The organism is Zobellia sp. B3R18 (genome assembly GCF_018860715.1).
GTDB classification, from domain to species: Bacteria; Bacteroidota; Bacteroidia; order Flavobacteriales; family Flavobacteriaceae; genus Zobellia; species Zobellia russellii.
Window position 1 is genome coordinate 374,038 of sequence record NZ_JAHKQG010000014.1, and the last position, 15,414, is coordinate 389,451.

Below are 15,414 nucleotides of genomic sequence, written 5' to 3' on the forward strand. Positions count from 1 at the left end.
ATACCATCCATCGATCTATTGACTACTTCGTAATATATTGTGAAGCAAATCCTTATATTAGCTCGTCAAAAAAGGCCAACCCCGAAATTTCTTATTGGCCCCTAAGATTTTATGAGCCCATTCAGATTACTTATTATTGTTTTTTTTCTTTCCCATTTGACTAACACCTTAGCTCAAAACTCAACGGAATGGCAACGGGATACCTTGGAATTTTACGTAAACAAGTCAAACGAGGCCTACGATCAATACAACTATAAAGACGCCATTAAATACGCCGCTACCCTAATAGAAAAAGGACATGAGTACGATTATGATTATTACGAGTTCCTAGGCTACGATATTTTAGGCGGAATTTATTCCGAAACCGAAGACACCATAAAAGGCAAAATCTACTCTGAAAAAGCCCTAGAGCTGGCACGAGCCACAGAAACGGACAGCTTAATAGCATGGGGAGCCTTAAACTTGGGAATCCTTTACTCCGAGAATAAACAAACCTATAACAAGGCCATTGCTTATTTTAAGGAAAGCATAGAATTAAATCAAAAAGCCCAAGATTACGACGAAATATACCTTACGTACATAAATCTTATTTGGACATACTTAGACAACAATCAACTGGATAATGCGGCTCACTACATACAAAAAGCAGAGGAGCTTTCTTTGCAAGAAGTAGATTCCCTGGACAGATTGTACATGGATTTGCTACATGGCAAATATTACCTTGCTAAAAAGAAGTACGATGCGGCAACTCAAAAGTTGGAGAAAATTGCATCGTTTGCCAATGAAAATGATAATACAGACCTTGCCATAGAGGCATACGGAGATTTATCCAAACTCTACAGTGAAACGGATGATTATAAAAAAGCCTTTGCCAATTTAGACCAACACAATCTCTACAAGCAAAAGGCATACACCTTAAAAAAACTAGAGGAAACCGAGAAGGCACGAGCTAAATACGATTTAGAACAAGCACATAAAGAACTACAGTCTGCCTTAAAGGAACAAGCCTATGCAGAGGAGTTAATCTCCAAATCAAAATCGCTTACCACTGTTCTTATTATTGCCATTGTTATTCTTGTTTTAGCCCTTTTCGGCATTATTACTTTCTTTAAAACCCGAAGGATTTACATCAATAGGTTGATGGCAAAGAACAAACAGCTTAGACTTGCCAACGAAAAAGCCGAAAAACTTTCTAAAGTAAAGACCAAGTTCCTATCTACCGTAAGTCATGAACTTAGAACCCCTCTTTATGGAGTGATAGGTATATCTACATTGCTTAAAGAAGACCAAAATCTAAAAGCCTATGCGGACGACTTAAATTCTTTAAAGTTCTCTGCGGATTACTTATTAGCGCTCATTAATGATGTATTGCTTTTGAGTAAGATGGATGCTGAAGCCATTAGCCTATCTAAAGTGCCTTACGAATTGGATACCCTTATACAGAATATAGTACGTTCCTTTGAATTTACGCTACACGAGAACAGCAACAAACTGCACCTTCATATTGACGAGAACATCCCCAATAAATTAATTGGCGACCCTATACGGCTTTCGCAGGTACTTATCAACTTAATGGGCAACGCGATTAAATTCACCGAAAACGGTAATATTTGGTTAAGCCTTGTTGTAGTTGAAACTACTAAGAATGAAAACACCGTGGTAAAATTCACTATAAAGGATGATGGTCTTGGGATTCCCTTGCATATGCAGAAGGAAATTTTTAAAGAGTTTACCCAAATAGAAAATAAAAACCATAGTTATACAGGCACTGGTTTAGGTCTAACCATTGTAAAAAAGATTCTAGACCTTTACGGAAGTGAAATTCAACTTACAAGTCAACCTAACGAAGGAGCGGAATTTAGTTTTGAATTAACTCTAGAAAAACAAACTGAGCAACATAAAGCAGTATCTATTCTTAATAGCGACCCTAACATACCACAGGGTTTAAAAAATGGCCATACAAGTCATGTCCTGATTGTTGACGACAATAAAATAAACCAAAAGGTCACACAAAAAACCTTGGAGAAACATCATATCAAGTCCAGCTTAGCAAATGATGGCGTACAGGCTGTTGCCATGTGTAAGTCTAACGCATACGATTTAATATTGATGGACATCAACATGCCTAATATAAATGGTATGGAAGCCACGATGATGATTCGTAAATTCAATAAAAATATCCCCATTATAGCACTTACGGCCGTTGAGTTAGAAGAAGGAACACAGGAAATACTTAATTCCGGAATGGACGATGTTATACACAAACCCTATAACCTTCCCGAATTTTTGAAAATTATTTTTAAACACCTTCCTAAAGAGGAAATGGATTTATCCCATTAAATAATCCATTTTTAAATGGCCGAAACTCAATATCAGATTTACGTTATAGAACTTTCTAAAAAAGTTTTCACGGAAAACAGACGTTTTCGTGAAGCAAATCCACAATTTAATGGAGTTTTAGAATGTCTGTATGTAGGTATGACCAGCAAAACACCCAAAGAACGTTTTGAACAACATAAAAAGGGAAGCTTAAACAAAAAGGGACACAATCTTTCTTCCAGCATTGTAAAAAAATACGGTTCCTACCTAAGACCAAGTCTTTACAACCATATTAAACCTCTAAACACCAGAGCAGAGGCTTTAAAAATGGAAGAAACCCTAGCATTGGAACTACGCCGAAAACGTTACGCAGTGTGGTTTAACTAATCGCCTACCCACTTCACTAGCAAATTCCATGAACAAAACAGAACATATTTAAGCTAAAAGTAAGCTATAAAAAAAAGCCGTAACAACTATCTTGTTACGGCTTTTCTGATATTTACTTCAAACAAATTACTTGCTCAAATACATCTTTCTCCTAGCGTAAAGGTTATAAAACTCATCATCCTTTAAACTATCTATAAAGAGGATACTCTCTCCCGTACTCTTCATTTCAGGACCTAAGTTTTTGTTTACATTAGGGAACTTATTAAAAGAAAAGACCGGTTGTTTAATGGCAAAACCTTTAAGCTCTGGTTTAAAATCAAAATCTTTTACTTTCTTATCCCCTAGCATTACTTTGGTAGCGTAATTTACGTAAGGCTCTTTATAAGCTTTTGCAATAAACGGTACTGTTCTGGATGCTCTTGGGTTAGCTTCAATGATGTAAACCATATCATCTTTAACAGCAAACTGAATATTTATCAGACCTACCGTGTTCAAAGCTAAAGCAATCTTCTTGGTATGGTCTTTTATCTGTTGCATGACAAACTCGCCCAAGTTAAACGGTGGCAAGGTGGCATTAGAGTCTCCAGAGTGGATTCCACAAGGCTCAATATGCTCCATTATACCAATAATATAAACATCTTCACCATCACAGATTGCATCGGCTTCCGCTTCTATAGCACCGTCTAAGTAATGATCTAAAAGCAACTTATTGTTCGGTATCTTTCTAAGAAGATCCACCACATGCTCTTCTAACTCTTCTTTGTTGATTACAATCTTCATTCCTTGACCTCCAAGAACATAGGATGGTCTTACTAATAATGGGAAATTAAGCTTATCCGCTAAAGCCAAAGCCTCATCTGCCGTTTCTGCAACCCCAAACTCAGGGAAAGGAATATTGTTTTCTTTTAAAAGTTCTGAGAAGCTACCACGATCTTCCGCAAGATCCAAAGCCTTAAAGCTGGTACCTAATATCTTAACACCATATTTCTCTAGTTTCTCCGCAAGTTTCAGTGCGGTTTGCCCACCTAATTGAACAATTACACCTTCTGGATTCTCATGACGGATAATATCATAGATATGCTCCCAAAAAACAGGCTCAAAATAAAGCTTGTCCGCCGTATCAAAATCCGTTGAAACCGTTTCAGGATTACAGTTTATCATTATGGTCTCATAACCACATTCAGCAGCGGCAAGTACACCGTGAACACAACAGTAATCAAACTCAATTCCCTGTCCAATTCGGTTTGGTCCGGAACCTAGAACAACAATTTTCTTACGATCGGTAACAACGCTATCGTTCTCAACATAACGTGTTCCGTCCGGTTTTTCTATTTCCGCTTCAAAAGTCGAATAGTAGTAAGGAGTCATCGCCTTAAATTCGGCGGCACAGGTATCTACCAATTTATAGACCCTATTGATGTTCATTTCTTCCGTACGTTTTTTGTGCACTTCGCTCTCATAGCAATCCAGCATATGGGCAATTTGCCTATCGGCAAAACCTTTTTGCTTGGCCTCCAACATCAACTCCTTGTTAAGCGTTGCAATCGTGTAGGTAGAAATCTCTTTTTCTAGCAAATGAAGTTCTTCATACTGCTTTAAGAACCACATATCTATCTTGGTAATCTCATGAATCCTTCTCAAAGGAATACCCAATTGAATAGCATCATAAATTACAAAGACCCTATCCCAACTAGGAACAGTCAATTTCTGAATAATCTGGTCGTAGTTACTATACCCTTTACCATCTGCACCTAATCCGTTTCTTTTTATTTCTAAGGATTGAGTTGCTTTATGTAGCGCTTCTTGAAATGAACGCCCAATACCCATAACCTCACCTACAGACTTCATTTGAAGACCTAACGTGCGATCGGAACCTTCAAATTTATCAAAGTTCCATCTTGGTATTTTTACGATTACATAATCTAGTGTTGGTTCAAATAAAGCAGATGTTGATTTTGTAATCTGATTATCCAACTCGTCCAAGTGATACCCAATAGCCAACTTGGTAGCAATCTTAGCAATAGGGTAACCTGTAGCTTTTGAGGCCAATGCCGATGAACGCGAAACCCTTGGGTTAATCTCAATAGCAATAATATCTTCTTCATCATCTGGGCTAACAGCAAACTGAACGTTACACCCTCCTGCAAAATCTCCAATACTACGCATCATATGGATAGCCATATCACGCATTTTTTGAAAAGTTCTATCAGATAAAGTCATAGCCGGAGCAACCGTAATGGAATCTCCGGTATGGATACCCATGGGATCCATATTTTCTATGGTACAAATAATAACTACGTTATCGTTCTTATCCCGTAGCAACTCCAATTCATACTCTTTCCACCCCATAAGGGCTTTATCTATCATTACCTCGTGAATAGGGGAAATCTCCAGACCACGACTTAAATGTTCATCAAAATCTTCTGGTTTGTAAACTATTGAAGCCCCTGCTCCACCCAAGGTATATGACGCTCTAATTACTAAAGGAAAACCAAACTCTTGTGCAATCTCCTTACCTTTTAAGAAGGAAGTGGCCGTAGCTTGCGGTGCCATACCAACACCGATTTTAAGCATTAGCTCACGAAATTTTTCACGGTCTTCTGTAATATTTATGGCATCAATATCTACCCCGATAAGATCTACTCCAAAGTCTTTCCAAATTCCTTTTTCATCTGCCTCTATACATAAATTTAAAGCGGTTTGGCCACCCATAGTGGGTAGCACTGCATCAATTTGAGGGTGTTCCTTTAGAATTTCAATGATCGATTTGGTAGTCAACGGTTTTAAATACACATGATCGGCCATGGAAGGGTCCGTCATGATTGTAGCAGGGTTGCTGTTAATTAAAATAGTTTCAATACCGTCTTCTCGCAATGAACGTAATGATTGCGAACCTGCATAATCAAATTCACAAGCTTGACCTATAACGATTGGACCGGAACCGATCAGTAGTATGGATTTTAAATCTTTTCTTTTGGGCATTAGTTGTATTCTTTAAAACTTTGGCATTAAATTGTTACAAATATCAGTACAAATCTGACATAAAAAAAGGTGTTACTTATAAAAAGTAACACCTATATATTTCTTAAAAAATAATATCATTATTTCTTGTGTCTCGGTTCAGAGGATACAGAAAGTTTTTTTCTTCCTTTAGCTCTTCTACGAGCTAAAACTTTTCTTCCATTTACGGATGCCATACGCTCCCTAAATCCATGTTTATTTCTTCTCTTTCTCTTTGAAGGCTGATATGTTCTTTTCTGTCCGGGCATTGTATTATCCTTTTCTTTGTGTGATACAAGTTTGCGAAACCGCTCGCTAAAACTGGGCGCAAATATACAAAGAGTTTTCTCTTTGGCAAATACATTTTGAAAAATATTTTTATTGAATGCCTACTGCCTAGCGATAGGTTTTTATTACTTTTGCCAAAATCGGATTTTCGCAATAAAATCAATCTATGAGAAACTTTTTGAGCATTATTTTCATTGTTCTTTCAAGTACCGTTTCTTTAGCCCAGACACAACTTGAGTACAAATTGAAGAAAAATGCTGTCTTCACCGTAAAACAAAACGCACAACAAATTATAACACAAGAACTGGACGGTGCCTCGCACATCCTTACCAATAAGATTAATGGTGTTTTAGAGTTCAAGGTACTGGAAGTAAGGGACACCACCTACAGAATAGCTTTAAAATTCAAGGACCTAAACTTAAACATGACCTCTAGCATTCAAGGTGAATTGATGGATGTACACGCTCAAGAGGTGAATGAAAATGATATGCAATCCCAAATATTCAACAGTCTTTTAAATAGGCCTGTAAATATTACCCTTGCCAAAACAGGAGACATTCTTGAAGTAAAAGGGGGAGATAGTCTTGTGGTAAAAATGGCTGAAGCATCTGGCCTTAAAGATGATTTTTCATTGAATATGATGAAAAAGTCATTGCAAAAAGAATTTGGATCAGAGGCGCTTTCTAACAGTTATAAGCAAATGACCTTCATTTATCCCCGTAAAAAAGTAAAAGTGGGAGATACTTGGAAAAACCAGTATACAGGAAAACTGCAAGCAGACAACATATGGACGTTGAAAGCTTTAAACGCAGATACCATAAATATAACAGGAGCAGCCAAAGTTACAATGAACGTAACGGAAGCGGCAACTACAATGAAGCTTAAAGGCTCTCAAAAAACGAACATTACCACTAGTGCAACTACTGGTTTCATCAAAAAGATGACTGTAGAAGGTGTTTCCACTGGATCCTCTACAATGACGCAAATGGGCGATCAGGAAATACCTACGACCATAGAGTCTACCATTACATATGAGCTTCTAACGAATTTAAACGAACCGATCAATAATTAATACACATGTTCAATAAAAATCTTAAACTTGTCATAGCAGGACTTATTATAGCTTACGCCGTATATCAATTTATAGAAGGATATATTGGTAATGGTATCTTTTTAATTCTACTATCCCTAATCTTCATTTTTCTTTATTTCAGAAACGAGATTATTCTATTGGCCTTTCTCCGTATGAGAAAACAAGATTTAGAAGGCACACAAAAGTGGTTGAGCAAAATAAAGAACCCTGAGGCCGCCCTAGTTACAAAACAGCAAGGGTATTTTAACTACCTACACGGTATTATTCACTCTCAAAAAAACCTTACCCAAGCCGAAAAGTACTTTAAAAAGGCTCTAAAACTTGGTCTTACCATGGATTATGATGTAGCCATGGCCAAATTAAGCCTTGCGGGAATTGCAATGCAAAAAAGAAGAAAAAGAGAAGCCACTACTCTTCTACAAGAAGCCAAAAAGCTTGACAAGAGCAATATGCTTACTGATCAAATAAAAATGATGCAACAGCAAATGAAGAAGATTTAGGTTGTAGTTAGTGGTTAGTGAAAATACTATAACAACGGAGCCCATAACCGACTAAAAGATTCTTTTAGCTTTCGGCGCAAACCGCGGTTTTGCCATCTTTCAAGTTCTACCTCTTCGCACTCCTCCAAATCATCAAAAAAGTTGGTTGCGAGTTGGCGGTTTATTTCTTGGTTATAAATCATGGCATTGATTTCAAAATTGATAGAAAAGCTTCTATAATCTAAATTAGCCGTTCCTACCGTTGAAAATTGATTATCGATTACCATAGTCTTGGCATGGATAAAACCTTTACAGTACCTATAGATTCTGATACCCGATTCCAGGCAATGCTCAATATATGAATCACCTGCGTACTGTGCGGCCCATGAATCAGATTCATAAGGAACCATAACCCTTACATCAAGTCCGCTTCTTGCAGCCGTAGTCAATGCTGTTAAAATGGCATCATTAGGCATAAAATATGGAGACGTAATATAAATACGCTCCTTAGCCGAACTAATAGCACAAAAAATAGCTTCCATAATATTGGCCCAGTCCGTATCCGGACCACTAGCAGCAATCTGAACCGCCACGGGTTTTTCTGTTTCGGGTTTGTTCTGCGGAAAGAAAGACTTTTCTATTTCAACTTCATTATTGGAAGCAAAGTTCCAATTTAACAAAAATGAAGACTGTAAAGAACCTACTGCCCCACCCTGCAATCTTAAATGCGTATCACGCCAATAACGCGGGTTCTTATAGCTGTTATCATAGCGTTGCGCCAAGTTTATTCCGCCAACATACCCTACCTTACCATCTATCACAATTATCTTCCTGTGATCTCTATAATTGAGTTTTCCCGTAGAATTTGAAAAAAGTACCGGCATAAAGGCATCGTGCTCTATTCCGGCTTTGGTCATATTTTTCTTTACTCTATTTGAAATTTTACTACCTACATCATCATAAACCAACCTAACTTTAACCCCAGATTTTGCCTTATCCATGAGAATACTAATGAGTTTATTTCCAAGCTCATCATCAAACAAAACAAAATATTCTAGGTGTATATGACTTTCCGCGTTTCTTAAATCTTCGAACAGTCGTTTAAATTTTTCTTCGCCATTTATTAAAATCTCAACATTATTATCAAAAGTAAGAACTGCTTTCTCATTGTTTTTCAGCAATTTATATACTTTAAAAATACCTTCCCCATAAGTTTCCTCAAAATCTTCCCGCTCATTAGAGTCCAGCCGAAAGTTAGCCCGCCATTCCTTTATCTTTTGATTGTCCAAAAAATACTTCTTTTCAAAAATCTTTGATTTCCGATAATCTTGTCCAAACAAATAGTATACGATCAACCCAAGAAAAGGCAGTACAGCCAAGGCAAAAAGAAAAGAAAGTGTCTTTACCGGGTTTTTATTTTTTAGAAGGATAAAGAAAGACAGGACAATAACAAGCCCATAGTTAATACCTAAAAGTATCAACCAAAGGTTATCATTAAAAAAGTTTAGTGTTGTATCCATCTTTCTTACAACCGAATAAGGCCAAGTTCAGCCAGAATCAGCCACTATATAAAGATGGGGAATAAAATGGAGTAAAAAAGCCTCAATACGAACTTTATATAACCGTATTGAGGCCTTGAAGATTATTTGCCAACCCTGTAATATCCCTTATTAGGGATTTCAACGGTATATTTTTTACGGGAACTGTTATTTAAATGTGCTTCCCGCAGCCAAGGGTTATGTCTTTTAAGAATTTTATAGTTGATTTCATACTGCTGCGCAAAATCGGCAAAACTCAATACAGGTTCGTCTATCTCTACCTTGAAAGTAGGTACAGCTTGGTACATATCTTCTTTATCTATATCAAAACCATATTTTTCAGGGTGACTCAATATTTCCTTTATTGCCATAATACGGAATACATATCTACCAGTTTCCTGTCCTAACAAGAGGTCGTAATAATCACTCACCTGCTGGATACCCAAGTATTTATTTATAGCACCCGCTCCGGCATTATAGGACGCGGCCGTCAATGTCCAACTGCCATATCTTTTGTAGTTCCTATTCAAATACTCACAGGCCACTTCAGTAGCTTTTTCCAAGTTGTAACGTTCATCTACGTTTCTGTTTACCTCTAAGCCATGCTCCTGCCCTGTAGCCTTCATTATCTGCCAAAAACCAGCAGCACCTGCATGTGAGACCACATTTTGAAGTCCGCTTTCTGCCACTGCCAAATATTTAAAATCATCTGGAATACCATTTTTGGCCAGAATTGGTTCTATAATAGGAAAATACATATTGGCCCTTTTGATCAACAAAACGGCATTGGATTGCCAATAGGTGTTTACCAAAAACTCACGGTCAATGCGCTCCATTACCTCAGGGTCATCCTGCGGAACAATCTCACCTGCAAAATTTAAATTTTCCGGAATCTCTATAGCCGAAATCCGGTACCCATCGGCAACGTTTTTATCTATTTCCTTCATTTCGTTTTCCAGAACATCTGCGTCGCCCTTGGCAGGCTCTGCATTGCTCTGTACAGCAAATATCAAAGTGCTCACAACAAAAAAGACGCCCAAAAGCATCAATACATTCTTTAAAATCTTCATTTTTTGGTATTGTACGGTTTATTCAAAGTTAGTAAACTCTTTTTGAATTTTTCTAAACCAAATGCACTCTTATTGAGCTTTAACTATAATTCTTAAATCCGATTATTAATCGATAATTAAAAAGAAGGTCACAAAGCATACAGTGAATACAAAAAAAGGTAAAAAAAGAGCTTAGTATTACAACTCATTTATTGCAAAATAATTGTGGGGAGGTGTTCGTTAAACCATCTAGCCCTGTGTATTATCATAGTGTGAGTGCCATTTTTAACAGTTATGCACTCTTTAATTTTACCAATAGGAAAGACCGCATCTTTCTCTCCATGAATATGCACAAGTCCGGGAATTGCCTTTATAGGTTTCCAATTTACAATTTGGTCAATAGACCAATCTATATAATACTTATCCCTAATGGACAGATATTCCTCGTAAAGTGCCAAACGCTTGTTCACGGTTTCTCCAAAAGCATACTTGGCCAAAAGCTCCATATTATTGACCAGCCCTGTAGGCAACAACCTATGCACATGAGTGTATTTAGCAAATATCATGCGCCCGGGCAATTCAGAACTGTCTTTTACGCTAGATACGATTATGACTTTCCTGAACGATTTAAACCTTGCCATTTCCTGAATCAACATCCCACCAAAAGAAACACCAATCAAAACAGCATTTTCATGATGAATATTCTCGTTCATCTTTTTTGCGTACGCCTCCAAAGACATATTTTTATCTGGCACAAACCATTCTAAAAGATGTTGCACAAATTTGTCCTCAGGTAGGATAATATATCTAAAGATGGAAGGATTTGCTGCCATTCCTGGCATAAAATATATGTGAATCTTAGAATCTCTCATTATGACAAAGCATAGGAATTGTTAGGAAATTAACATTATTTTCACTACTTTTGTCATCGACTTTGGGGGATTTCCATAGTTTATACAAATTTGAGCAAAAGTATATAAAATTACGATTTGAGAACACCGTGATTTTCTTACCTCTTGCCATCATCTAAAATCAAACTATATGAATGAAGTAGAAATTATTGACAACAGTTTCTTGCGTCAATTTGAAACCACGGTTGAAGGCACTTTAGCCAAGATCGAGTATTCTTCGCAAGAACGCAAAGTATTTCTAACAAAATTAGTAGTGCCTGAAGAAATCACCAAAGATGGTTTCAAAGAAGATTTTATCAAATCCGTTCTTCACCACATTCAGGAGCAAAATCTTAGAGTAGTTCCTACGAGTCCACAAATTGCCGGTTTTTTACGCAAAAACAGACAATACAAAGAAATGTTGCCCGTAGGTATCAGAATCTAACAGTATTTCAGAGTTTTTTTGAAGATGAATCCCGCAAACAGCGGGATTTTTTTTGCTCTAGTTTGTGGTAACGGCGCTTTTTTCAAATTCAAAGCGTACCAAACCATCCTCATCAATCTCCTTTAACTGAACATTATGCAAGGTATTTACCAGCTCAGGGTTCCAAGGTGATTTTACTTTAACATAGTTACTGGTAAAACCATGAATATACCCTTCCTTGTTCTCCCCCTCAAAAAGCACTTGGTGCGTTTTACCCAATTGACCTTCATAAAAAGCTCTTCTCTTCTTTACGGATAGCCCCCTCAGCATCTTACTCCGCTTATTTCTAACCTGTTTAGGAACCACTCCTCCCATATCCGCTGCCGCAGTATTATCACGTTCCGAATACGTGAACACGTGTAGGTAAGATATATCCAATTCATTTAAAAAATGATAGGTTTCCAAGAAATGTTCATCCGTCTCACCCGGAAAACCAACAATAACATCCACACCTATACAGGCATCCGGCATGGTTTCCTTTATTTTCTTAACCCGGTCTACATACAAATCGCTCATATAGCGCCTGCGCATCAACTTTAAAATTGCATCGCTACCACTTTGCAACGGAATATGAAAATGAGGCACAAACGAATTGCTCTTAGACACAAAATCAATCGTTTCATTCTTTAACAAATTAGGCTCTATAGATGATATGCGTAAACGGTGAATACCCTCTACACTATCCAAAGCCTTTACCAAATCCAGAAAAGTATGTTCATGCTTTTTATTACCGAACTCCCCTTTTCCATAATCTCCGATATTTACACCAGTGAGGACAATTTCCTTAATACCCTTTGCAGATATTTCTGCAGCGTTATCCAAAACATTCTGCAGCGTATCACTCCGGGAAATACCTCTGGCCAGAGGTATGGTGCAATACGTACATTTATAATCACATCCGTCTTGAACCTTGAGAAAAGCACGGGTACGGTCTCCAATAGCATAACTGCCCACATAGAAATCCGCATCTTCTATTTCGCAGGAGTGCACCTCACCAAAATCGTTTTTGGTAAGATTATTGATATAGTCTGTAATCTTGAATTTCTCTGTGGCCCCTAGAACCAAATCAACACCATCAACAGCAGCTAGTTCTTCAGGTTTTAATTGCGCATAACAACCTATAGCGGCAACAAATGCTTCCGGGTTAATCTTCTGAGCCTGCTTTACTATGGTTTTAAATCTTTTATCCGCATTTTCCGTTACGGAGCATGTATTTATGACATACATATCTGCATGTTCGGAAAAATCTACGCGATCAAAACCATCTTCCTGAAATCCTCTTGCAATTGTAGAAGTCTCAGAAAAGTTGAGTTTACAGCCCAATGTATAGAAGGCAACTTTCTTTTTCATACTCTTATCTCTTTCCGCTTTCGTATTCAATTGATGCTATAACTTTTTAGAGAATGCAAATATACGAACTTGTTACCAGCCCATTACAAACTTGAAGCGTTTGAATTTATCAGTGCCAAAGAATATAATGCCAGAGACTTTTCACCCAAGTTTTAAATCAATTTTAAAAAATCAGAAATTCAAGTAAAAAGTAAGATATACGCTATACCTTATACGCCAATGCTTAATAATTACGCCACTTTTTAGTAAGCTCAAATACGTGCTCCAAAATACGGGCTTCTACATCATTGAACTCAACATTTCTCCTGGCCATCATTACTTTGGCCGCATCAAAAGCTTTTGAGGTGCTATACGTTGAAAAACCAGATGCTCCTCCCCAACTGAAACTAGGGACAAAATTACGTGGAAAACCAGGTACATAAATATTACAATTCACCCCTATTACCGTACCTGTATTGAACATAGTGTTTATAGCTGTCTTACTGTGGTCTCCCATCATAAGTCCGCAAAATTGCAAACCTGTCTGCTCAAAACTTTCGGAAGCATAATTCCACAAACGTACTTTAGCGTAGTTGTTCTTAAGATTGGAATTGTTGGAATCTGCACCTATATTACACCACTCGCCCAAAACAGCATTACCCAAGTAACCTTCATGCCCCTTACTAGAATACCCAAAGATAACGGAGTTGCTTATTTCACCACACACCTTTCCGTAAGGACCAATGGTAGTAGCTCCATAAATCTTGGCCCCCATTTTAACCACGGCATTCTCACATAATGCAAAAGCTCCGCGAATAAGGTTTCCTTCCCACACCTCAGAATTCTTCCCTAGGTAAATAGGCCCATCGGTTGCATTTAGGATACTATGTTCAACCTGCGCACCTTCTTCCATAAAAATGCGCTCTGGATGAATTAAAGTATTGCTCTTGGGAATGGGAGCACTTTTTCTTCCTTCGGTAAGGAAATCAAAATCAGCCTGAATAGCTTCGCCGTTTTTGGAAAAAATATCCCACGTATGTTCTATCCTAATCACATCTTCATCAAACTCTATATGCTTGTATGATGTAAAATCTACTTCTTCTTGACTTTCGTTCGTGAAAAAGGCGATAACTTCATCGCCCTGAAAAATAGCTTCGTTCTCCCCTAAATCCTGAACAAGGTCCACTAACTTTTGGTTGGGCAAAAAAGAAGCATTAATGAGTACATTTTCTTCCATTTCTACCATGGGAAACTTTTCAGAAAGGTATTCCTCCGTAATAGTTGTAGTAGTGTTGCCTAAATACTTTTCCCATTTTTCACGTATGGTCATTATTCCTACTCGGATATCCGCAACAGGTCTTGTGAAAGTAAAAGGCAAAAGATTTTCTCTTACCGTACCGTCAAAAAGAATATAGTTCATGGTTGGTTATTTTTGGCAAAAATAGGTAATCTGATTTTTTAATTTGCAAAGGCAAGGTTATAAACTAAAAAAGCCTCCGACAATTGTGGAGGCTTTCTATATATTTTGAACAAGAATCTATTTTTCTTCTTTATCAGCTTTTGCTGCTGCAGGTTTCTTCTTGAACTTATCGTATTTGCTTTTGAACTTGTCAATACGTCCGGCAGTATCCAAAAGTTTAGCTTTACCAGTATAGAATGGATGAGACGTTCTTGAAATTTCTAATTTTACCACTGGGTATTCAACACCATCAACTTCTATAGTTTCTTTGGTAACTGCTGTAGATTTAGTCAAAAAAACTTCGTCATTAGACATGTCTTTAAAAGCGACTAATCTATAATTTTCTGGATGTATATCTTTTTTCATTATAAATAAAATTTTACGCACCCATTCCGACAGGCACTCATTTTAAGGCTGCAAATTTAATTAATTTTCTTGAACCCACAATCTAAATAACCAAAAGAAACAAAAAAATATATTTTAGCTGTAACAAAGTAATAAAAACAAGCACTAACTTTGATAACAACCAAAAACAATAAAAATGGAAGATAGTCAAGCTAAAACCGGAAAGTTCTCACTTAATTATGGCTTAATTGTTGGTGTAGTGGGCGTAACCTTTGGAATCATGCTCTATACTATGGACATGCATTATGAACGTGGGCTTGCCGTACAGGGAACACAAACATTAATTTTGGTAGCAGGTATCATATTAGGCATCTACCAGTTTAAAAAAGCCAATTTAAATTACCTAACTATTTCAGAAGCTTTAAAAGTTGGTGCTGGAGTGGCCTTAATAGCAGGTATCTTGGGCATACTTTATTTTTATGTGTTTTCTAACTACGTAGAACCAGAATATATGGATAATATGTACGAGTTAGGAAAACAACAAGCTCTTGCCAACAACCCTAAACTAACCGAGGAACAAATTGACCAAGGCATAGAAATGCAAAAATCGTTTGCATGGATGTCCTACCCGCTTATTCTTATCATAAACATTGTTATTGGTCTTATAGTAGGTCTTATTACCGGACTCGTCCTAAAAAAGGACAAACCAGCTTATTAAGCCCTTTTTTAAATAGAAACTCTTTTTCTATTTAAA

General features: G+C 37.2%; 14 protein-coding genes. 6 read left to right on the forward strand and 8 right to left on the reverse strand.

What is annotated here, in order from left to right:
• Nucleotides 1-111 precede the first annotated feature (111 nt).
• Both KO513_RS18290 and KO513_RS18295 read left to right on the forward strand, forming a co-directional pair.
• Nucleotides 112-2,340: a tetratricopeptide repeat-containing hybrid sensor histidine kinase/response regulator gene (locus tag KO513_RS18290; protein ID WP_215438967.1), complete on the forward strand. Its 2,229-nt coding sequence runs from the start codon at nt 112-114 to the stop codon at nt 2,338-2,340.
• A gap of 15 nt (nt 2,341-2,355) precedes the next feature.
• Entirely contained in the window at nt 2,356-2,706 is a 351-nt protein-coding gene (locus tag KO513_RS18295; RefSeq protein ID WP_215914639.1) for a ribose-5-phosphate isomerase, read from the forward strand.
• A 126-nt stretch (nt 2,707-2,832) separates the two neighbouring features.
• Here KO513_RS18295 and carB read toward each other — a convergent pair whose 3' ends face one another.
• Both carB and rpmH read right to left on the reverse strand, forming a co-directional pair.
• Nucleotides 2,833-5,688 (reverse strand): carbamoyl-phosphate synthase large subunit, encoded by a 2,856-nt coding sequence (gene carB / locus KO513_RS18300; RefSeq protein ID WP_215438965.1) that lies wholly within the window; start codon nt 5,686-5,688, stop codon nt 2,833-2,835.
• A 119-nt stretch (nt 5,689-5,807) separates the two neighbouring features.
• On the reverse strand, nt 5,808-5,975 hold the full coding sequence (gene rpmH / locus KO513_RS18305; protein ID WP_072991142.1) for a 50S ribosomal protein L34: 168 nt from the start codon (nt 5,973-5,975) through the stop codon (nt 5,808-5,810).
• A 185-nt stretch (nt 5,976-6,160) separates the two neighbouring features.
• On the opposite strand from rpmH, the gene KO513_RS18310 reads away from it, so the two are divergent.
• Complete coding sequence (locus KO513_RS18310) at nt 6,161-7,066, forward strand: DUF6263 family protein (protein ID WP_215914640.1); 906 nt, start codon at nt 6,161-6,163, stop codon at nt 7,064-7,066.
• Nucleotides 7,067-7,071: 5 nt separating this feature from the next.
• Nucleotides 7,072-7,587 (forward strand): DUF2892 domain-containing protein, encoded by a 516-nt coding sequence (locus tag KO513_RS18315; RefSeq protein ID WP_215914641.1) that lies wholly within the window; start codon nt 7,072-7,074, stop codon nt 7,585-7,587.
• Between the two features lie 26 nt (nt 7,588-7,613).
• Here KO513_RS18315 and cls read toward each other — a convergent pair whose 3' ends face one another.
• The 3 genes from cls to KO513_RS18330 form a co-directional block, all read right to left on the reverse strand.
• On the reverse strand, nt 7,614-9,086 hold the full coding sequence (gene cls / locus KO513_RS18320) for a cardiolipin synthase (RefSeq protein WP_215914642.1): 1,473 nt from the start codon (nt 9,084-9,086) through the stop codon (nt 7,614-7,616).
• A 122-nt stretch (nt 9,087-9,208) separates the two neighbouring features.
• Nucleotides 9,209-10,174, reverse strand: coding sequence for a lytic transglycosylase domain-containing protein (locus tag KO513_RS18325; RefSeq protein WP_215914643.1), 966 nt, complete (start codon nt 10,172-10,174; stop codon nt 9,209-9,211).
• 188 nt (nt 10,175-10,362) lie between these two features.
• Complete coding sequence (locus tag KO513_RS18330; RefSeq protein ID WP_215438960.1) at nt 10,363-11,025, reverse strand: alpha/beta hydrolase; 663 nt, start codon at nt 11,023-11,025, stop codon at nt 10,363-10,365.
• A 169-nt stretch (nt 11,026-11,194) separates the two neighbouring features.
• On the opposite strand from KO513_RS18330, the gene KO513_RS18335 reads away from it, so the two are divergent.
• Complete coding sequence (locus tag KO513_RS18335; RefSeq protein ID WP_215438959.1) at nt 11,195-11,488, forward strand: GNAT family N-acetyltransferase; 294 nt, start codon at nt 11,195-11,197, stop codon at nt 11,486-11,488.
• 57 nt (nt 11,489-11,545) lie between these two features.
• Here the strand turns inward: KO513_RS18335 and mtaB are convergent, their stop codons facing one another.
• From mtaB to KO513_RS18350, 3 genes are all read right to left on the reverse strand, one after another.
• Entirely contained in the window at nt 11,546-12,877 is a 1,332-nt protein-coding gene (gene mtaB / locus KO513_RS18340; protein WP_215914644.1) for a tRNA (N(6)-L-threonylcarbamoyladenosine(37)-C(2))-methylthiotransferase MtaB, read from the reverse strand.
• Between the two features lie 223 nt (nt 12,878-13,100).
• Nucleotides 13,101-14,276: a GlmU family protein gene (locus KO513_RS18345; RefSeq protein ID WP_215438957.1), complete on the reverse strand. Its 1,176-nt coding sequence runs from the start codon at nt 14,274-14,276 to the stop codon at nt 13,101-13,103.
• A 117-nt stretch (nt 14,277-14,393) separates the two neighbouring features.
• Complete coding sequence (locus KO513_RS18350; RefSeq protein WP_215438956.1) at nt 14,394-14,681, reverse strand: type B 50S ribosomal protein L31; 288 nt, start codon at nt 14,679-14,681, stop codon at nt 14,394-14,396.
• A gap of 175 nt (nt 14,682-14,856) precedes the next feature.
• Between KO513_RS18350 and KO513_RS18355 the strand changes: the two genes are divergently transcribed.
• On the forward strand, nt 14,857-15,378 hold the full coding sequence (locus KO513_RS18355; RefSeq protein WP_215438955.1) for a DUF4199 domain-containing protein: 522 nt from the start codon (nt 14,857-14,859) through the stop codon (nt 15,376-15,378).
• The last annotated feature ends 36 nt before the right edge of the window (nt 15,379-15,414 follow it).